Genomic DNA, 18,206 nt, shown 5'->3' with positions numbered 1-18,206 from the left:
GTTGCGTGGGCGTCGAACGGTCGCGCCCAACGGCGTGACCTGCAAAACGCCGCGGTGCCCCAGTCTGGCATTCGGCCACCCTGTTGCCCCGACCCGGTCTGATGCACGGACGGCACAGGCCGCCGGGAGGTCGGTGGCCGAGGGTGACGGCCGAGGTTCGGCTTGGTATACCTCCCCCGCGGTCCTGGGGAGCCGCAGGGCCGCCGCGGCATCCCCACTGGTGCCTAAAGTTCACAGATGCCGTTTACCGTCCTGGATCTCGTCGTGCTCGGCATCGTCGCGGTCTCCGCGCTGCTCGCGGCCGTGCGTGGCGTCACCCGCGAGGTGCTGGCCATCATCGCCTGGGTGGCCGCCGCCGCCGTCGCGTGGTCGTTCTATCCGATGCTGCTTCCGCTCGTGAAGCAGCACGTCAACAGCGATACCGTGGCGCTGGTCGCCTCGATCGCGACGATCTTCCTGGGCACGCTGATCGTCGTCTCGATCATCACCGTGAAGATCTCCGACGTGGTGCTCGATTCGCGCATCGGCGCGGTCGACCGCTCCCTGGGCTTCCTGTTCGGGGCAGGCCGCGGCTTCCTGATCTGCGTGATCGGCTGGGTGTTCCTGTCCTGGCTGGTGCAGGGCAAGGTGCCGGACTGGGCGGCTCAGGCGCGCACGCGTTCGATGCTGGAGAAGTCCGGCGACGCCCTGGTGGCCCAGCTCCCCGAGAATCCAGAGGGCTTCCTGAAGCAGTTCAAGAAGCCGAAGGTCGTCACGCCGCCCAACGAGGCGGCTGACGCCCCCGCCGAGACCGACCCGGCGCCCCAGCGCCGCACCGAGACCGCGCCGAGCCCGACGCGACGCTGACCTGCGGCATTCGCCGTTGGTCGGTCTGCGTGGAGCGCCTAGATAGCGGTTCCGGAGACGATCGGATGATATCCGCGACGACCGGCGCGCCGGCCCGTCGCCGCCGGGACCCGTGAAGTGATCGATCGCACCATGTCCCAATCCGACGCTTATGCCGCCGATTTCGACCTCGACGGCGATACGCTGCGCGAGGAGTGCGGCGTCTTCGGCATCTTCGGGCACCCGGAGGCCTCGGCCATCGTCGCGCTGGGCCTGCACGCCCTGCAGCACCGCGGCCAGGAGGCGGCCGGCATCGTCTCGTTCGACGGGTCGGTGTTCCATTCCGAGCGCCGCCCCGGCCTCGTGGGCGATTCGTTCTCGGACGGCGACACCATCGCCCGGCTGAAAGGTCGCGCCGCCATCGGGCACGTGCGCTACTCGACCACCGGCGGGACGATCCTGCGCAACGTGCAGCCGCTCTTCGCCGAGCTGGCCAGCGGCGGCCTCGCGGTCGCCCACAACGGCAACCTCACCAACGCCCTGTCGATCCGCCGCGACCTCGTGCGCGACGGCGCGATCACCCAGTCGACCTCCGACACCGAGGTGATCCTCCACCTCGCGGCCCGCTCGCGGAAGCCCCGGATCGTCGAGCGCTTCATCGACGCCCTGCAGGCGATCCAGGGCGCCTACGCGATCGTGGCGCTCACCAACAAGAAGCTGATCGGCGCCCGCGACCCGCTGGGCATCCGCCCGCTGGTGCTCGGCGAACTCGACGGCCGCTACATGCTGGCCTCCGAGACCTGCGCCCTCGACATCATCGGCGCCCGCTACGTCCGCGACATCGAAAACGGCGAGGTGGTGGTGATCTCCGAGGAGGGCGTCGAGTCGATCCGCTTCGCCGACGCCGTGCCGATGCGCCCGTGCATCTTCGAGTACATCTACTTCGCGCGGCCTGACTCGGTCGTGAACGGAAAGAGCGTCTACGCGGTACGCAAGGCCATCGGCCGCGAGCTCGCCCGCGAGGCCGCCGCCCCCGCCGACATCGTGGTGCCGGTGCCGGATTCCGGCGTGCCTGCGGCGCTGGGCTTCGCGCAGGAGACGGGCATCCCGTTCGAGATGGGCATCATCCGCAACCACTATGTCGGGCGGACCTTCATCCAGCCGACGCAGTCGGTGCGCGAGCTCGGCGTGCGGATGAAGCATTCGGCCAACCGCGCCGCGATCGAGGGCAAGAGCATCGTTCTGGTCGATGACAGCCTGGTGCGGGGCACGACCTCGGTGAAGATCGTCCGGATGATGCGCGAGGCTGGCGCCGCCGAGGTGCATTTCCGGATCGCCTCGCCGCCGATCACCTACCCGGACTTCTACGGCATCGACACGCCGGAGCGGGAGAAGCTGCTCGCCGCGACCCACGATCTCGAGGCCATGCGCAAGTATATCGGCGCGGATTCGCTCGCCTTCCTGTCGATCCCCGGCCTGTACCGGGCGATGGGCGAGGAGGAGCGGAACGCCGCTTGCCCGCAATACACCGACCATTGCTTCACGGGCGAATACCCGACTGGCCTGACCGACCTCTCCATCGCCGGCCCGAAGCGCTTCGCGATGCTCGCCGAAGCGGACTGACACGGGGTTCCTAAAAGGCGAGCCCTTTGGCGGGGTCCAGGAGCGGCGCCCCTGGGTCCTTGCAGGGCTCCGCCCTGCACCCGCAAAAGGTCACGGACCTTTTGGATCCGGTCTTTTTTCGATCCACCTGGCGCGGAAATGCGTTAGCTGCTGGCTATGGCTGATCCTCAACGAAAGCTCGAAGGCCGCGTGGCGGTCGTCACCGGGGCGTCCCGCGGCATCGGGCGCGCCGCCGCCCTCGCGCTGGCCGGGGCCGGAGCTCACGTGGTCGCGGTGGCCCGCACGGTCGGCGCCCTCGAGGAGCTGGACGACGCCATCCGGGCGGCCGGGTCCAGCGCCACGCTGGTGCCCTTCGACCTCGCCGATTACGACGCGATCGACCGGCTGGGCGCGGCGATCAACGATCGCTGGAATCGCCTCGACATCCTGGTCGGCAATGCCGGCATCCTCGGCGCCCTCATGCCGATCGGCCACATCACCCCGAAGGTCTGGGACCAGGTGATGCAGGTCAACGTCACCGCCAACTGGCGCCTGATCCGCTCGCTGGACCCGCTGCTGCGCATGTCCGATGCCGGCCGGGCGATCTTCGTCTCGTCGGGCGCGGCCTCGAAATGCCGGGCCTATTGGGGGCCGTATTCGGTCTCGAAGGCGGCCCTCGAAGCGCTGGTGCGGACCTACGCGGCCGAGAACGAGACCACCGCCATCCGGGCGATGCTGCTCAACCCCGGCCCACTGCGCACCGGCATGCGCCGCTCAGCCATGCCGGGCGAGGATCCCGAGACCCTCAAGACCCCCGAGGATCTCGCCCCTCATTTCGTGCGGCTCGCCGCACCGGACTGGACCGAGACCGGCAAGCTCTACGATTTTCCCACCGACCGGGTGATGCAGTTCCGCGCGCCCGAGTAGAGGGGTCCGAGGCCTGCGGCCCCGGCGGGTTGCGGGCGGAGCCCGCAGGGTTTGGGATTTACGATGATCGACGTCCGCTGCATCTGTGCGATCGGCCAACGCGGCCAGCTCGGCCTCAACGGCCACCTGCCCTGGGAGGGCAACACCGATCCGCTGTTCGTAGAGGACGTGACGCGCTTCTTCGCGCTCACCATGGGCCACGTGCTGATCGCCGGCCCGAAGACCGTGGCCTCGGTGCCGGATTTCGCCTTCAAGGACCGCACCATCGACGTGATCCGCAGCCACGAGGATCCGGAGCAGGTGCTCAAGCGCTACCCCGGCCGGCGGATCTTCGTCGGCGGCGGCATCGCGGTGTGGAACGTCTACGCCAAGTACATCCAGAACTGGGACATCACCCGCCTGCCCTACGACGGCGAGGCCGACCGCTGGTTCGACCCGGCCTGGCTGGTGGGCGGGGCGCTGCGGCCCTGAGGAGCGGCATCTTCGGGCAGCCCGGCGCGTTAGCGTGCGAGTTGCGTGTCCGGAGACGCAGATGAGCGCCCACAGCTACCGCTTTGGCATCGAGGAAGAGTATTTCCTCGCCGATGCCGAGACCCGCGGCACGCCCCGGGGCGACCTGGCCGGCTTCCATGCCCGGGTGCAGGCGGAGCTGCCCGAGACGGGGCGGGAACTCGTCGCCGCGCAGGTCGAGGTCTGCACGCCGCCGCTGGACGACGCGCAGGCTGCGCGAGAAAACCTCGGCGGCCAGCGGGCGCAGCTCGCCGGCATCGCGGCCGAGAACGGCTTGAGCCTGCTCGCCTGCGGCACCCATCCGCTCGCGCGCTGGTCCCGGCAGACCGCCACGGACGGCGCGCGCTACAAGGGCATCCTCTCGGATGTCGGCATCGCGGCGCGGCGGGCGCTGATCTGCGGCATGCACGTCCATGTCGAAGTGCCGGACCCGGACGCCCGCGTCGATCTGATGAACCGGCTGCTGCCGTTCCAGCCGCTGCTGCTGGCGCTCTCGGCCTCCTCGCCGTTCTGGCAGGGCGAAGCGACTGGGCTGATGGCCTACCGGCTCAGCGTGTTCGGCGAGCTGCCCCGCACCGGCCTGCCCGAGATTTTCTCGGATTCGGCCGCGCATGCCCGGTACGTGGAGATCATGACCCGCTCCGGCGCCATCGCGGATGCGAGCTTCCTGTGGTGGTCGCTGCGGCCCTCCATCAAGTTCCTGACCCTGGAGCTGCGCATCGCCGACGCCTGCACCCGGCTCGATGATTCGTTCTGCATCGCCGCCCTGTATCGCTGCCTGGTACGCCTGTGCGTGCGCCGGCCGGAGCTGAATGCCGGCCTCGACGGCGTCTCGCGGGCCCTGGCCTCCGAGAACCTGTGGCGCGCCCAGCACAGCGGCGTGCGCGCGACGCTGATCGACGAGGAACGCAGCGAGGCGGTGCCGTTCGCCGAGGCGCTGGACGCGGTCCTCGCCTTGGTGGCGGAGGATGCGGACGCGCTCGGCTGCACGGCTGACGTCGCCCGCGCCCGGGCGATCGTCGCGGACGGCACCAGCGCCGACGGGCAGGTTCGGGCCTTCGAGGCAGCTTTAGCTGCGGACAAGGACGAGCGCGCCGCGCTGTCGGCCGCCGTGGACTGGATCGCCGAGGCGTCGCGCTGACGGGCCGCCTCAGCCCTTGTCGAACGGGTTCTGCGAGGTCCGCAAGCTCAGCCGGATCGGCGTGCCCGGCAGCTCGAACGCCTCGCGCAGGCCGTTCACGAGGTAGCGAGTGTAGGACTTCGGCAGGGCGTTGAGCTGGTTGCCGAACAGCGCGAAATGCGGCGGACGGCTCTTCACCTGGGTGGCGTAGCGGATCTTGATCCGCCGGCCCGACACCGCCGGGGGCGGGTTGCGCGAGGTCGCCTCGTTCAGCCAGTCGTTGATGCGCGAGGTCGAGATCCGCTTGTCCCAGACCTCCGAGGCCTGCACCACCGCCTGCATCAGCTTGTCGAGGCCGTCGCCGGCAAGCCCCGAGAGCGGCACCACTGCGACGCCGCGCACCTGCGGCAGCAGGCGGGTGCAATCCTCGCGCAGCTGCTTGAGCAGGCCCGGCTGGTCGGCCACGAGGTCCCACTTGTTTAGGCCGATCACCACGGCCCGGCCCTCGCTCTCGACCAGGTCGATGATGGTCAGGTCCTGCTTCTCGAACGGGATCGTTGCGTCGAGCAGCACGACCACCACCTCGGCGAAGCGCACGGCGCGCAACCCGTCCGAGACCGCAAGCTTTTCCAATTTGTCGTCGATCCGGGCGCGGCGGCGCATCCCGGCCGTGTCGTGCAGCTTGATTTTCCGCCCGCGCCATTCCCAGTCCAAGGAAATCGAATCGCGGGTGATGCCGGCTTCGGGGCCGACCAGCAGCCGGTCCTCGCCGAGCATGCGGTTGATCAGCGTGGACTTGCCGGCATTCGGGCGGCCCACGATGGCGACCTTCAGGGAGCGGCCGCCGGGGGCGTCCTCATCCTCGTCGTCCTCGTCGTGCTTGGGCAGGACCCCCTTGAGCGTCTCGTGCAGCTCGCCCAGGCCCTCGCCATGCTCGGCCGAGAACGGAATCGGGTCGCCGAGACCGAGGGTGAAGGCCTCGTAGGCCCCGGCCAGCCCAGTGCCGCCCTCGGCCTTGTTGGCGATCAGGATGACCGGGCAGCCGGCCCGACGCACCAGCTCGGCGAAGGGCTGGTCGGCCGGCAGCACGCCGGCGCGGGCGTCGATCACGAACAGCACCACGTCGGCGGCGAGGATCGCCGCCTCGGTCTGCATCCGCATCCGGCCGGTCAGGGTGGCGGCGTCCGATTCCTCAAGCCCGGCGGTGTCGATCACCCGGAAGTGGAGTCCGCCGAACGCGACATCGCCCTCGCGCCGGTCGCGGGTTACCCCCGGCCGGTCGTCCACGAGCGCGAGCTTCTTACCCACGAGGCGGTTGAACAGGGTCGACTTGCCGACGTTCGGCCTCCCGACGATCGCGACGGTCGGCATATCCATGGTCTGTCTCGAAATGGTCGACGAAAAAAAATCAGCGCGTGATCGGCGGGGGCGGGGCGGCGACCTCGGGCTTGGCCTCGGTCACGGTGACCGGGCCGCCCGCTACGAGCGCCGCGTAGACCTCGATCCGCTCACGCAGATTCCGGGGTGTCTCGGGATCGGCCGAGAGCTGGTCGAACCAGCGGCCGGCCTCCTCGAAATCGCCCTTCTTCAGGGCGGCGAGACCGAGCATCTCACGGGCGGTGTGGCGGAACGGCGTGCCGGCCGCGAGCCCCTGGAGGTTGGCGAGCGCCGGGTCCGGGTTCGGGCTGTCGAGGCGCAGCAGCGCCGCGCGCAGCCGCGCGAGGTCGCGCAGGCCGTCGCCGAGGCCGCTGTCACCGGCCAGCGTATCGAAGTCCTTCGCGCCCGCCTCCGGGTCGCGCTTGGCGGTTTCCGCGGCCGAGCGGAACCGGGCGAGCAGGCGGTAGCCGGCCGGGCCCTGCTGCTCCAGCGCGTCGAAGACCGTGTCGGCTTCCGCGACCTTGCCGTCCCGGGCGAGGCGGTTGGCCTCGTCGAACTGCACCGAGGCGGTCTCAGCGGCCACGCGCTGCTGATTCTGCCAGTAGCGCCAGCCGGCCACGCCCACCACCAGGAGCACGGCGAGCGCGATGATCACGCCGCTGTAGCGCTTCCAGATCTGGAGGATCCGGTCGCGGCGATAATCCTCGTCGACCTCGCGGATGAACTCGTTGTTCTCGGCCATCATTTCCCGGCCCGCGCTTGTCCGCCGGCCACCTTGCACAACACTCGAACCCCGCGCCTAACACACGGGCGCCGGGTTGGCGACAGCGGGTGTGGTCGGCGATGCCCTCAGGCCGTGCCGGGCCAGACCGAGACGCCGATCAGCGGGTAGTGCAGGTAGCGGGAGAACACGAACCACGCCGCCGTCCCGATCACCACGGCCAGGATGTCGTTGCGCCAGCCATGCGGGGCCGCGACGGCGCCGCCGTGCTGGGCGACGACCGCCCCCGGGGCGAGCGCCCGACGCTTGGCGCTGATCCGCGCCGCCACCGCCCAGGCCAGGAAGCCGCCGAACAGCAGGATCGAGCCGAGATCGCCGTTGGCGAGCAGGTGGGCGGTCGCCCAGATCTTCACCGCGAGCAGCATCGGGTGCTTGGCCTTCGCCCGGATGTGGCCGGGCAGGTAGGCGGCGGCGAGGCACACGAAGGCGAGCCAGACGAGCGTCAGGGCGAGGTGGCGCGTCCAGACCGGCGGATCCCAGACCGCGATGTAGCCACTGAGTCGGTAATCGTGAAAGCCGACCCCGATCAGCACCAGCCCGAGCAGCGACAGGGCGGTGTAGCCGAGCTTGTACCGGCCCTCGCCGACCCGTCCGACGATCGCGGCCCGCTGGGAGCGCACCATGGAGAAGGCATGCGTGCCGAGGAACAGCACGAGCCCGAGGATCAGGAGAAGCATGAAGGACTTTCGGGCGACAGCCGGTCGGCAAGTACTCTGTAACCGTTCTCAAGCGAATCTGGCGTGCTTTGTCCAGGCGTGGCCGGGACGCACCCGGATTTCGTCCATGGGCTCGGCGTACAGGATGGCTGGAGCGGGGGGCGGTGCGGCGCCGCGTCTTCCACTTCCCGCAGAGGCGGGAGGGAAGGGGTCGCGCGTCGGACGTGCGGCCGTGATGCTGGCGCTCGCCCTCCTCACCCCCCGGCCGGCCCTGGCCGCCGCCGAGCCGCCCCTGTCCGCCCTGACCCTGGTCGGGCCGCCCGCCGTGGTGTTCAAGGCCGGCCGCGATGCCTGCGACGGCGCCGACGTCCCGGACGCGCCGGCCCGGGCGTTCCGCGACGCCGCCGGGGCGGTGGCGGTGTTCGGGATGCATTACCGCAACCGCGCCCTGCGCGGGCCGGACCTCGACCACCTCAAGCTCGACTGCACCGTCGTGCTCGATTCGGGCGAGAAGGCCGACCCGGCGGCCTATGACGACAGGTCCTGGATCACCGCCACCTGGACCGAGGACGGCAGCCGCGTCGCCGCGCTGCTGCACCACGAGTACCAGGCCAACGAGCATCCCGGCCGCTGCCCGGCGGGGTCCTACATGGCGTGCTGGTACAACACGATCACGGCCGGCGCCTCGACGGATGGCGGGCGCAGCATCCTGCGGCGGAGCCCGCCCGCCGTGGTGGCCGGCGCGCCGTTCCGGCAGGAGGTCGACCAGGGCCGGCACCGGGGCTTCTTCAACCCGTCGAACATCGTGGCGGACGGGCGCTGGCGCTACTTCCTGGCCTCGACCACGGGCTGGGACCGGCCCGGCAGCGACCAGGCGGCCGGCGTCTGCCTGTTCCGCAGCGACGATCCGGCCGATCCGACCCGGTGGCGCGCCTGGACCGGCGCCGGCTTCACCGCCGCCTTCCCGGACCCGTACCGCGCCTCCGTCACGCCGCCGGCCACCTGCCGGCCCGTTGGGCCGTTCCCGGGGCCGGTCGGCGCGGTGGTCCGGCACCGGGCCACGGGGGCCTGGATCGCGGTGTTCATGGCCAAGGCCGGCGGCACCTTCGCACGTTCCGGCTTCTACTGGACGACCTCGCGCGACCTGCTCGGCTGGGACGCGCCGCGCCTGCTCCTCGAAGGCGCGACCCTGTACGACGATCCCTGCACGGCGACCGCGCCGCTGATCGCCTACCCGTCGCTCCTCGATCCGGGGTCGCGGGGGCGCAACTTCGACGATGTCGGCGACGGGGCGCTGCTGACCTACGCGACCCTGCGCGTCGCGGGCTGCACGATCACCTCCGACCGGGACCTTCTGCGCCGCCCGGTTGCGATCCGGGTCTGGCCGTGAGCGGCGCGGCCTCGTCGCGAAAGCCCCGGGCGATCGTGCGAGACGATGCTGCCACCTGAAGGCCAAGCGCGAATCGCGCCGGCCCGGCCCGCTACCACGAGGATCTCATGGACGCCGAAACCCGGGAGCCGTCGACGATCCTGGAGGCTCCGGCGCTGCGCGCGCAGTTCGGCGCGGTCGGACCGCTGGCCGCCGGCAAGGTGCTCGACCACCTCGACGATTACGCACGCCGGTTCATCGCCCTCGCGCCGTTCCTGGTGCTGGCGAGCGCGGACGCGGCCGGCCAGGCCGACGCGAGCCCCCGGGGCGACGCGCCGGGCTTCGTGGCCGTTCCCGATGCCCGAACCCTGGTGATCCCGGATCGACGCGGCAACAACCGGATCGACAGCTTCCGCAACGTCATCGAGAACCCCGGCGTCGGGGTGATCTTCTTCGTGCCGGGCATCGACGAGACCCTTCGGGTGAACGGCACCGCCGCGGTGACGCAGGACCACGCCCTGCTCGAGCCGCTGGCCGCCCAAGGCACGGTGCCGACAATCGGGCTGATCGTGCGGGTGCGCGAGGCGTTCTTCCATTGCGGCAAGGCGCTGATGCGCGCGCAGCTCTGGGATCCGGCGCGCCACGTCGCCCGCGATACCTTTCCAAGCCTCGGGCGCATCCTGGCCGAGCAGACCGCGGCGTCGGGGGTCGCGGACGCCGAGGGGCAGATCGCGGACTCCTACCGCACGCGGCTCTACTGACGGGGGCGCCTCGTCTCGGGGGCGCCGCACGCGCTCCGGCCTTGCCGTGCTCCGGAGGGAGGGCGATACCTCAGTGCCTGCCGCCAGAGGATCCCGGATGCCCGAGGAGATGACGCACCGCCCGGCCGGAGCCGGAGCTGCCCGGTCCCGCGACCCGGCCGCGCCCGGGGCAGGGGCCGTTGGAGCGGGAGCCGTTGGAGCCGGGGCCGTTGGAGCGGGAGCCGTTGGAGCCGGGGCCGTTGGAGCCTTCGCGGTGGGGGCTTTGGCGTTCGGGGCTGTGGCGCTCGGCGCGTTCGCGATCGGCCGCCTGTCGGTCGGCCGTGCCCGGGTCGGGGCCCTGGAGGTGGGATCCTTGAAAGTGGAATCGTTGACGGTGCGATCCCTGGAGATCGATACGCTGACAGTTCGGACGCTGCGCCTCCCCGACGCGGAGCGCTGACGCATCATCCTCCGGGTGATCGCCCGCGCCCGAGGCTGGCCCGCGGGCTCCCGATCGCGTAGCGTTTCATCCGTCATATCGGACATGCCCGCGAGGTCAGGCCGCGATGAACGACAGGACCAAGCCCTTCCGACCTGGCGACGCCATCGACGTCCTCGGCGAGATGGAGGGCGATTTCGTCCTGCCGCTCTGCCTGCCGAAGCCCAGCCTGCTCGTGGGCGAGGACCTCGCCATGGTCGTCCTCGATACGATCCTCGGTCAGCGGGTCGGGCTTCCCCTCAGCCTGCAGGGCGCGGCCGACCTGCACGCGGTGCTGGGCGAGGCCCTGCGGCTGCTGCAGACGCCGGACGGCGGCTCGATCCAGTGATTGGAACGCCGCCGCCCGCGGTCACGCCTCGGGCTCGGCATCCGGCGCGGCGCCGTCCGAGCGCTCGCCCCGGGCCACCTCGCGCAGGGCCGAATCCGGCAACGGGCGCTGCAGCTTGAGCGCCTCGGCGGTGGGAGCCTCCAGCCAGGCCGCCCATTCCTCCGGCTCGGTGAGGACGACCGGCATCGCTTTCGGGTGGACCGGGCCGACGACCCCGTTCGCCTCCGTGGTCAGGAAGGAGAACAGGCGGTGCTCCTCGGGGACGCGGTCCGGGTTCTCCCGCTTGGTCCCGCGCACGCCGGTCCAGGACCGCCAGATCCCCGCGAAGGCGAACAACGGACGGTCCTCGTCGCGGGCGAACCAGACCGGGATCTTGCGCGGCTTCGTGTCGGCGTACTCGCTGAAGGCGTTGGCCGGCACCAGGCAGCGATGGGCCGGGCCCAGCCAGGGCCGCCAGTGCGGGCTCGCGGCGTTGCGGACGTTGGTGACGGGATGCTCGCCGAAGGCCTTGGGGCCGGGAATGCCCCAGCGCATCAGGGCGAGTTCCCGGCCCTCCGCGCCGTTCCAGACCACCGGGGCCATCTGGTCGGGGAAGATCGCGGGCAGCGGCGGCAGGTTGCCGGTGCGGTCGCTGGTGGTTTCGAAGGCGCGGCGCAACCCGGCGGGGCCGGTGCGCAGGCTGTAGAGGTTGCACATGAGGGCTGGCTGGGGCTCTGGGAGATCTCGGCCGGTTCGGGCGGCGGTGAAATGATCGGCGCAGCTTCGTGACGGACCCTGTCGCCAGCTGGGTGAAAGCAAATACTGGAACCGGACCACGTGAGCGAAAACTGATATGGATCAGGATCGTTCGCGGAGCGATTGATCGGCGGCACATTGCGCAGCCGGAACCGCGGGCCCATTCCGCGGAACGTACCATGCCGCAGCTGCCGGATCTGCCGCCAGATGCGCCCACGCAGACCAGGCGCGTGGTCGGACGGACACCCCTGTAGGCGGCACAGGCGGGTCTCTGGCGCTACGCGGGCTATCGCCTGCGGTATTCCCGTCGGGCCGCCCGCATCCTGGGCCTTCCCGCCGTGGGGCGTGCCGCAGGTCTGCCGCTCGCGCAGGGCGCCGCGTTCGGGCATCCGGAAGATCGCACGGCCTTCGTCGAGCCGATCCAGAAGCTTCACCGGGCGGACGGCCCCGTGGTCACGATGTTCCGGACGGCGCCGGTCGGCGGTGCGTGCCGGATCATCCTGGTGCAAGGGCGGTTCAAGCGACGATGGCCGCCCGTCGGGCCCTGCAGACGGCGCCTCCGCTATCGACGACGCTGATTCTGGCCTTGGATTCACGCCTGATGGCGCGGGGCGGGAGGTCGCGACCAAGCTGTCGGGCCGCACGACCGCCTAGACTGCCGTCCCGAACGGCGGCTGCCGGCTTGCGGGGCAGGACGACCTTGATCGGCTTGCCGCGTCGGTCGAGGATCGGATTGTAGGTCGCCTGCAGCCAGATCTCGCGACCGTCCTTGCCGATGCGCTTGAACTCGCCAGCCTGGAACTCGCCGCGCCTGAGCGCCGCCCAGAACGCGCGGTAGGCCTCGGTCTCCCGGAAGGCCGGGGCGACCAGCATCGCGTGGGACTGGCCGCGAACTTCGTCGAGCCGGTAGCCGACTGCGTCGAGGAAGTTCGTGTTGGCCGCCAGGATCGTGCCGTCGAGCGCGAACTCGATGACGGCCTGAGACCGGTCCAAGGCCTCTCCTTTCGAGCGAAGATCCTTATCGAACAGTACGGCCCTTGCACGCATCGTCCCTGTTACGAGATCTCGACGGCTGTGATACGATTCGGAAAATTCCGAACAAGGGAATAGGTCGATCAGGTATGTAATAGTTCATGGACGGAGCGTTAATATCAGAGTTTAATCCTGAGGTAATTGATTTCCTGCGCGCTTAGGGCTGATAAAATCAGTCCTGTTTCACAAGATTAAAACAATTTCAGTTTTGAATAGATCAGCAGCCGGGCTTAGACCATCGATGATTTTATAAGCGACGGCCCCGCGCGGCATGCCGAGGCGCGCAGGTTTATGCTGACGGGTCTGTTTCTGGTGTGTGGATCATGCCCCGGACGGACCGGCAATTCAGCGCGATCGGTCCTTTCTTGCTTTGGGTGATGCGCTTGCTGGCCGGCGCCGAAAGGCGTCGGGACCTCCGGCCGGTTGCGTCAGCCGGAGGTGTCAGACGCGTTGCCGGCTCAGCGCGGGGTCGCCGTCGGCTTGAAGCTCCACAACTCCGTCGGTAGCGCGATCGGGGCGCCCTCCTTGTAGAAGGCGGAATCCTGGATGTGCGAGGTCGTGACGTAGACCGTCCCGTCCGGTCCCTGACTGAACGTGTCCGGCCAGCGCAGGCGCGGATCCTGGATCAGCGTGGTCACCCCGGACGCCTTGGACGCGAGGTCGCGGACCTTGATGGAATCGTCCTGCGGCGACGTCACGTACATGCGGCTGCCGTCGCGATCGATCAGCAGACCGTCGGCCGGCCCGTTCTCCCCCACGGTGACGACCTTGCCGGCGAGGGTCTTGTCGGCCAGCATCTCCGGCACCAGCGATGCCGTGACCCAGCCGGTCAGCGCGTCGGTCGGCAGGCTGTACAGGGTCTTGCCCTTGATCGCCTGCCAGTACAGCGTCTTGCCGTCCGGTGAGAGGGCGATGCCGTCGGCCGAGAACTCGACGCCGCGCCCGTCCGGCCGCCGCAGGGGCTTGCCGTCATACGTCACGGTCACGGCCGGATCGGGCATGGTCGCGGACACGCCCGCGAGCAGCCGCTTGGCCTTCCCGGAATCGATGTCGACCACCACCAGGGCGCCCTCGGCACCGGAATCGGTGAGGTAGGCGGTCTTGCCGTCGGGCGAGATCCGCACGTCGTTCAGGTAGGAGCCCTGCGGGGCCACCGTCTCGTCGAACGCGATCGTCTTGGCGACCGTGTTGGTCTTCAGGTCGATCGCCACGAGCTTCGGGCCATCCTTGACCACGGCCGCCATCGCGGGGGCGGCGGCATCGACGACCCAGAGCCGGCCCTGCCGGTCGGCGACCACGCTCTGCACGCAGACGAAGTGGGTTTTCGGGTCGATCTCGCCCTTGCGGGCGTTGCGCCATGAATTCCACGCCTCATCGGGATATGGGACGGGTTTGCCGTCCTTGATCTCCGCCACAGAGACCGGCGAATCCTCGGTCCAGCGCGGGAAGTTCACGAAGATCTGGCCGTCCTGCGCCACCGTCACGCCGGTGACCTGATGCTGGAAGTGCGCGACCTGCGTCAGCGCGGTCGAGCCGGCCGGCGGCGGCGAGGTGGCGGCCACGGGCTCCTGCGCCAGGGCCGGGCCGGCGAGGGTGCAGAGAAGGAGGGGCAGAAGGGTGTGGGCGGCCGGCATCGTCATACGGGATCGGTCCTGAGAAGCATCGGCGGTCGAAGCCCCGGTCCCTGAAGACCGGGGCCGTCTCGATGGCGGGGAACGCGCCGCGCGCGGGTCAGTTCGGGTGGAACACCACCTTCACGCAGCCGTCCTTCTTGTCGCGGAAGGTCTTGTACAGGTCCGGGCCGTCGGCGAGGTTCGTGGACCGGTGGGTGATCATCGACGTCATGTCGAACCTGCCCTCTTGGATCAGCTTGGTCAGCGTCTCCAAGTAGCGCTTCACGTGGGTCTGGCCGCTCTTGAGGGTCAGGCCCTTCTGCACGATCGAGCCCATATTGACCGGCACCGGCCCGCCATAGACGCCCGGCACCGAGACGATGCCGCAGGGGCGCACCGCCTTGATTGCCTCGGCCAGCGCGTAGGGCCGCTCCGTGGAAGTCAGCTTTTCCTGGAGGGTCGAGAGCACGCCGGTGAGGCCGCCATGGCCCGCGCTCGCCTCCATGCCGACGCAGTCGATGACGCCGTCCGCGCCCTGGCCCTTGCTGATCTCCTGGATCCGCTCGAACACGTCCTCGTTCATGAAGTCGATGACGTCGGTGGCGCCGGATTTCTTCGCGAGGGCGAGGCGTTCGGGCACCGTGTCGATGGCGATGATGCGCCCGGCCCCCATGATCTTGGCCGACTGGATCGCGAACAGGCCGACCGGCCCCGCGCCCCAGATCGCGATGGTCTCGCCGCCCTGGATCTCGCAATGCTCGGCGCCCTGCCAGCCGGTGGGCAGGATGTCGGTGAGGAACAGGACCGACTCGTCGTCCATGCCGTCCGGCACCTTCATGGGCGCCACGTCCGCCATGGGCACGCGCACGTACTCGGCCTGCCCGCCGGCATAACCGCCGGTGAGGTGCGAGTATCCGAACAGGCCCGCGGTCGGGTAGCCGAACTGCGCGGCCGCCATCTCGCCGTTGCGGTTCGAGCGTTCGCAGACCGACCAGTTGCCGAGCTTGCACTGGCGGCAGGCGCCGCAATTGATGTTGAACGGCACGACGATGCGGTCGCCCTTCCTGAACTTGGTGAAGCCCTGGCCGACCTCGACGACCTCGCCCATGAACTCGTGGCCCAGCACGTCGCCGGACTTCATGGTCGGCATCTGGCCGTCCATCAGGTGGAGATCCGAGCCGCAGATCGCGCAGCTCGTCACCTTGATGATGACGTCGCGGGCATCCTCGATCACCGGGTCCGGCACCGTGTCGCAGCGGATATCGTTCTTGCCGTGCCAGCAGAGTGCCTTCATCGGGACGGTTCTCCAGATCGGGGAAGTACGGCCGCGCTGTGCGGCCTCGCCAGGGCAAGCGCCCGGCCGTACGGTCAAGTTCCGCTGCGGTGACGCGCAGGGCCGTGCCGCTAGCGAGCGACCGAGGCAGCCCCCCCGGAATTCGGTTCCCGCGGCATCCCATGCCTTCGAAGCGCGACCGCGGCCGTTTCGGCCGATCCTGGTGCGACCGTGGAACCCCGGACGGGCCTCGACGGGTTATCGGCCATCCCTTCCGAGCCTGGGCGAGCCGTTTTCGGCCATCGTCCTTGCGCGATGCCGTGTGCGAGGCCCCATGCCGAACAGCCCGATCCTTCAACCCGTCACCATCGGCGACCTGACGCTCAAGAACCGGGTGGTGATGGCACCGCTGACCCGCAGCCGCTCCAACAACGAGGGCGTGCCGCCGGATTTTGCCGCCGATTATTACGGGCAGCGCGCGAATGCCGGGCTGATCATCTCCGAGGCGACCAACATCTCACCGCAGGGCGTCGGCTACGCCTACACGCCGGGGATCTGGTCCGACGCGCAGGTCGAGAGCTGGTCGCGGATCGTGAGGACGATCCACGCCAATGACGGGCGGATCTTCCTGCAGCTCTGGCACACCGGCCGGATCTCCCATCCCGACCTGCAGCCGGGCGGCGCATTGCCGGTCTCGGCCTCCGCGATCAAGCCCGAGGGGACCGCGTTCACCCAGGACGGCATGAAGCCGCACGAGACGCCACGGGCGCTGGAGACCGACGAGATCCCCGGGATCGTCGCCGATTATCGGCGGGCCGCGGAGAACGCCAAGCGGGCCGGCTTCGACGGGGTCGAGATCCACTCGGCCAACAATTACCTGCTGGAGCAGTTCGTCCGCGATTCCACCAACAAGCGGACCGACCGGTACGGCGGGTCGATCGAGAACCGCCTGCGCTTTCCCCTGGAGGTGGTCCGGGCGGTCACCGAGGTCTGGGGCGGCGGCGCCCGCGTCGGCATCCGGCTCTCGCCCGCCACCACGCAGCCCGGCGAGACACCGCTCGATTCCGACCCGCACGCCACCTACGGCGCCTATGTCGACGCGCTGAACGGCTTCGGGCTGCTCTACGTCCACACGATCGAGGGCGTGACCCAGCAGACCCGCGATGTTCCCGACGGGATCGACTTCCTCGACCTCCGCCGCCGGTTCAAGGGCGCCTATATCGGCAACAACCAGCTGACCCTCGATCTCGCGGAGACCGAGCTGGCGGAAGGCCGGGCCGACCTGTTCAGCTTCGGCCGGCCCTACATCGCGAACCCGGACCTCGTCGAACGGCTCGCCAGCGGCGCACCGCTGGCGGAGGCGCCGAAGCCCTACTGGTACGGCGGTGGCGCCAACGGCTACTCCGACTGGCCCGGCATGAACGGTCCGGTCCCGGTGCGGCGCTGATCGGACGGGATCGACGGCTCCTCCGTCCCAGCAGGGACGGGGGCCGGAACCTGTGAATGTTTCACGGGAAACATTCCGGCGTTTCCCGTTTCGTAACCCATCCGGAATCCGGCCGGAGCGACGGGCTCTCAGACGATCCCGTCGATCCCGATCCCGAGCTGCTCCGGCCCGCGCAGCGACGCGCCAGGCCGGTAGGGCGGCGGGTCGCGCAGCAGGCGGGGTGCTACGAGGCGGCGGCTCAACGCCACCAGGGCGATCTCGGCCTCGATCCGGGCGAGCGGCGCGCCGATGCAGTAGTGCAGGCCGCCGCCGAAGCCGAAATGTTGAATGTCCGCTCGGTCCGGATCGAACCGGTCGGGCTCGGAGAACCGTTCCGGGTCGCGGTTCCCCGCGGCGAACAGCAGGATCACCGGGGCCCCCTTCGGGATCGTCTCGCCGGCGATCGTGATCGAACCCAGCGCCTTGCGGGTCCGAAAATGCACCGGCGGTTCGTAGCGCAGCACCTCCTCGATCACCTGCGGCGCCCGCTCCGGGTCGGCGCGCAGGCGTTCGAGTTCCCCCGGGTGGCGCAGCAGGGTGAGCATCGCGTTGGTGATGAGGTTCACGGTGGTCTCGTGGCCCGCGACCAGGAGCAGGACCGCGGTGGCGATCAGGTCGAAGTCGCTGAGCTGCTTCCGGCCATCCGGACCGGGGGCCGCCAGCCCGCTGAGCATGTCGTCGGCCGGGCGCCGGCGCTTCTCGCGGATGAGGTCGCGCATGTAGGCGGCGATCGCGTCGAAGGCCCCGACGATCTGACGGCGGGTTTCGGCGTCGTGGTGGGCATCCGGTTCCACCGCGGTGGCGAGCTGCGTCGCCCAGACCTGGAAGCGCGGCTCGTCCGCCTCGGGGACGCCGAGCAGTTCGCAGATCACCGTGACGGGCAACGGGTACGACAGGTCGCTCACCAGGCAGATCTCGGAGCGCCCCCGGCAGGCGTCGATGAGCTGATCGACCTCGCGGGCGATCCGGTCGCGCAGGCCGAGCACCCGGGTGATGGAGAACTCGCGCATGACGAGGCTGCGCAGGCGGTCGTGGTCCGGCGGGTCGCGGAAGATCAGCGGCCGGTGGGTGGCGGTGATGCGGTTCTTGATCGGGTTGAGGATGAGGTCCTTGAGCGGGTTGCCGGTGCGCGGCCGGCGGGGTGGCGGCAGGTCCTCCGAGCTGAGGCGCGGATCGAAGATCAGCCCGCGGATCGCCGCGTGGCCGCTCACCACGTAGCTGCCGTCCGGCTGGCGCCAGACCGGGCGCTGCCGCAGCCGCGCATAGAGCGGGTAGGGATCGGCCCGGTTGGCCGGGTCCGTCACGGCCGCGAACAGGGCCTCGTCGGACATCG

The 18,206-nt window shown here is 69.9% G+C and carries 17 protein-coding genes and 1 pseudogene; 10 read left to right on the top strand and 8 right to left on the bottom strand.

Annotated features, from left to right (window positions below; translation table 11 throughout):
• Positions 1–237: 237 nt before the first annotated feature.
• The 5 genes from AC0IY0_RS05085 (at position 238) to AC0IY0_RS05065 (ending at position 5,005) form a co-directional block, all read left to right on the top strand.
• Complete coding sequence (locus AC0IY0_RS05085) at positions 238–846, top strand: CvpA family protein (RefSeq protein WP_147909601.1); 609 nt, start codon at positions 238–240, stop codon at positions 844–846.
• A gap of 132 nt (positions 847–978) precedes the next feature.
• Complete coding sequence (gene purF / locus AC0IY0_RS05080; protein ID WP_147909600.1) at positions 979–2,448, top strand: amidophosphoribosyltransferase; 1,470 nt, start codon at positions 979–981, stop codon at positions 2,446–2,448.
• A gap of 156 nt (positions 2,449–2,604) precedes the next feature.
• Complete coding sequence (locus AC0IY0_RS05075) at positions 2,605–3,354, top strand: SDR family NAD(P)-dependent oxidoreductase (protein ID WP_471763210.1); 750 nt, start codon at positions 2,605–2,607, stop codon at positions 3,352–3,354.
• Positions 3,355–3,417: 63 nt separating this feature from the next.
• The gene (locus tag AC0IY0_RS05070) at positions 3,418–3,825 is read left to right on the top strand and encodes a dihydrofolate reductase (RefSeq protein WP_461230578.1); all 408 of its coding nucleotides are present in this window, start codon (positions 3,418–3,420) and stop codon (positions 3,823–3,825) included.
• Between the two features lie 61 nt (positions 3,826–3,886).
• The gene (locus AC0IY0_RS05065) at positions 3,887–5,005 is read left to right on the top strand and encodes a carboxylate-amine ligase (RefSeq protein ID WP_471763209.1); all 1,119 of its coding nucleotides are present in this window, start codon (positions 3,887–3,889) and stop codon (positions 5,003–5,005) included.
• A gap of 9 nt (positions 5,006–5,014) precedes the next feature.
• Here the strand turns inward: AC0IY0_RS05065 and der are convergent, their stop codons facing one another.
• The 3 genes from der to AC0IY0_RS05050 all read right to left on the bottom strand — a co-directional run bounded on the left by der (position 5,015) and on the right by AC0IY0_RS05050 (position 7,819).
• Entirely contained in the window at positions 5,015–6,361 is a 1,347-nt protein-coding gene (der, locus tag AC0IY0_RS05060) for a ribosome biogenesis GTPase Der (RefSeq protein ID WP_147939502.1), read from the bottom strand.
• Positions 6,362–6,392: 31 nt separating this feature from the next.
• Complete coding sequence (locus AC0IY0_RS05055; protein ID WP_147909595.1) at positions 6,393–7,103, bottom strand: tetratricopeptide repeat protein; 711 nt, start codon at positions 7,101–7,103, stop codon at positions 6,393–6,395.
• 107 nt (positions 7,104–7,210) lie between these two features.
• Positions 7,211–7,819 (bottom strand): NnrU family protein, encoded by a 609-nt coding sequence (locus tag AC0IY0_RS05050; RefSeq protein ID WP_147939503.1) that lies wholly within the window; start codon positions 7,817–7,819, stop codon positions 7,211–7,213.
• Between the two features lie 214 nt (positions 7,820–8,033).
• Between AC0IY0_RS05050 and AC0IY0_RS05045 the strand changes: the two genes are divergently transcribed.
• From AC0IY0_RS05045 to AC0IY0_RS05030, 4 genes are all read left to right on the top strand, one after another.
• Positions 8,034–9,188: a hypothetical protein gene (locus AC0IY0_RS05045; RefSeq protein ID WP_461230581.1), complete on the top strand. Its 1,155-nt coding sequence runs from the start codon at positions 8,034–8,036 to the stop codon at positions 9,186–9,188.
• A gap of 107 nt (positions 9,189–9,295) precedes the next feature.
• Positions 9,296–9,928, top strand: coding sequence for a pyridoxamine 5'-phosphate oxidase family protein (locus tag AC0IY0_RS05040; protein WP_419829001.1), 633 nt, complete (start codon positions 9,296–9,298; stop codon positions 9,926–9,928).
• A gap of 253 nt (positions 9,929–10,181) precedes the next feature.
• Positions 10,182–10,367: a hypothetical protein gene (locus tag AC0IY0_RS05035; RefSeq protein WP_147909658.1), complete on the top strand. Its 186-nt coding sequence runs from the start codon at positions 10,182–10,184 to the stop codon at positions 10,365–10,367.
• Positions 10,368–10,473: 106 nt separating this feature from the next.
• Positions 10,474–10,734, top strand: a complete 261-nt coding sequence (locus tag AC0IY0_RS05030; RefSeq protein ID WP_147939507.1) for a hypothetical protein — start codon at positions 10,474–10,476, stop codon at positions 10,732–10,734.
• A 21-nt stretch (positions 10,735–10,755) separates the two neighbouring features.
• On the opposite strand, the gene AC0IY0_RS05025 is transcribed toward AC0IY0_RS05030, so the two are convergent.
• From AC0IY0_RS05025 to AC0IY0_RS05010, 4 genes and pseudogenes are all read right to left on the bottom strand, one after another.
• Positions 10,756–11,430, bottom strand: a complete 675-nt coding sequence (locus tag AC0IY0_RS05025) for an SOS response-associated peptidase (RefSeq protein ID WP_147909660.1) — start codon at positions 11,428–11,430, stop codon at positions 10,756–10,758.
• Between the two features lie 732 nt (positions 11,431–12,162).
• Positions 12,163–12,516: pseudogene (locus AC0IY0_RS05020) on the bottom strand (PAS domain-containing protein); the annotation flags it as partial.
• A 443-nt stretch (positions 12,517–12,959) separates the two neighbouring features.
• Positions 12,960–14,141, bottom strand: a complete 1,182-nt coding sequence (locus AC0IY0_RS05015) for an SMP-30/gluconolactonase/LRE family protein (protein WP_471763208.1) — start codon at positions 14,139–14,141, stop codon at positions 12,960–12,962.
• Between the two features lie 91 nt (positions 14,142–14,232).
• Complete coding sequence (locus AC0IY0_RS05010; protein ID WP_471763207.1) at positions 14,233–15,408, bottom strand: zinc-dependent alcohol dehydrogenase; 1,176 nt, start codon at positions 15,406–15,408, stop codon at positions 14,233–14,235.
• A 313-nt stretch (positions 15,409–15,721) separates the two neighbouring features.
• Here AC0IY0_RS05010 and AC0IY0_RS05005 point away from each other — a divergent pair, with 313 nt between their 5' ends.
• Positions 15,722–16,834: an alkene reductase gene (locus AC0IY0_RS05005; RefSeq protein WP_471763206.1), complete on the top strand. Its 1,113-nt coding sequence runs from the start codon at positions 15,722–15,724 to the stop codon at positions 16,832–16,834.
• 128 nt (positions 16,835–16,962) lie between these two features.
• Here AC0IY0_RS05005 and AC0IY0_RS05000 read toward each other — a convergent pair whose 3' ends face one another.
• Positions 16,963–18,204 (bottom strand): cytochrome P450, encoded by a 1,242-nt coding sequence (locus AC0IY0_RS05000; protein WP_471763229.1) that lies wholly within the window; start codon positions 18,202–18,204, stop codon positions 16,963–16,965.
• Between the last annotated feature and the right edge of the window lie 2 nt (positions 18,205–18,206).

It is taken from the genome of Methylobacterium sp. AC315, assembly GCF_979253755.1.
The sequence above is the reverse complement of the archived record's forward strand: the minus strand, read 5'-3'. Positions and strand labels throughout refer to the sequence as shown.

Bases quoted from the DNA above. Each gene is read 5' to 3' on its own strand.
- AC0IY0_RS05030 (WP_147939507.1), top strand. From the start codon at position 10,474: ATGAACGACAGGACCAAGCCCTTCCGACCTGGCGACGCCATCGACGTC.
- AC0IY0_RS05085 (WP_147909601.1), top strand. From the start codon at position 238: ATGCCGTTTACCGTCCTGGATCTCGTCGTGCTCGGCATCGTCGCGGTC.
- AC0IY0_RS05025 (WP_147909660.1), bottom strand. From the start codon at position 11,430: ATGTGCAACCTCTACAGCCTGCGCACCGGCCCCGCCGGGTTGCGCCGC.
- AC0IY0_RS05075 (WP_471763210.1), top strand. From the start codon at position 2,605: ATGGCTGATCCTCAACGAAAGCTCGAAGGCCGCGTGGCGGTCGTCACC.
- AC0IY0_RS05070 (WP_461230578.1), top strand. From the start codon at position 3,418: ATGATCGACGTCCGCTGCATCTGTGCGATCGGCCAACGCGGCCAGCTC.
- AC0IY0_RS05015 (WP_471763208.1), bottom strand. From the start codon at position 14,141: ATGACGATGCCGGCCGCCCACACCCTTCTGCCCCTCCTTCTCTGCACC.
- AC0IY0_RS05055 (WP_147909595.1), bottom strand. From the start codon at position 7,103: ATGGCCGAGAACAACGAGTTCATCCGCGAGGTCGACGAGGATTATCGC.
- AC0IY0_RS05045 (WP_461230581.1), top strand. From the start codon at position 8,034: ATGCTGGCGCTCGCCCTCCTCACCCCCCGGCCGGCCCTGGCCGCCGCC.
- purF (WP_147909600.1), top strand. From the start codon at position 979: ATGTCCCAATCCGACGCTTATGCCGCCGATTTCGACCTCGACGGCGAT.
- AC0IY0_RS05000 (WP_471763229.1), bottom strand. From the start codon at position 18,204: ATGTCCGACGAGGCCCTGTTCGCGGCCGTGACGGACCCGGCCAACCGG.
- AC0IY0_RS05040 (WP_419829001.1), top strand. From the start codon at position 9,296: ATGGACGCCGAAACCCGGGAGCCGTCGACGATCCTGGAGGCTCCGGCG.
- der (WP_147939502.1), bottom strand. From the start codon at position 6,361: ATGGATATGCCGACCGTCGCGATCGTCGGGAGGCCGAACGTCGGCAAG.
- AC0IY0_RS05065 (WP_471763209.1), top strand. From the start codon at position 3,887: ATGAGCGCCCACAGCTACCGCTTTGGCATCGAGGAAGAGTATTTCCTC.
- AC0IY0_RS05005 (WP_471763206.1), top strand. From the start codon at position 15,722: ATGCCGAACAGCCCGATCCTTCAACCCGTCACCATCGGCGACCTGACG.
- AC0IY0_RS05010 (WP_471763207.1), bottom strand. From the start codon at position 15,408: ATGAAGGCACTCTGCTGGCACGGCAAGAACGATATCCGCTGCGACACG.
- AC0IY0_RS05050 (WP_147939503.1), bottom strand. From the start codon at position 7,819: ATGCTTCTCCTGATCCTCGGGCTCGTGCTGTTCCTCGGCACGCATGCC.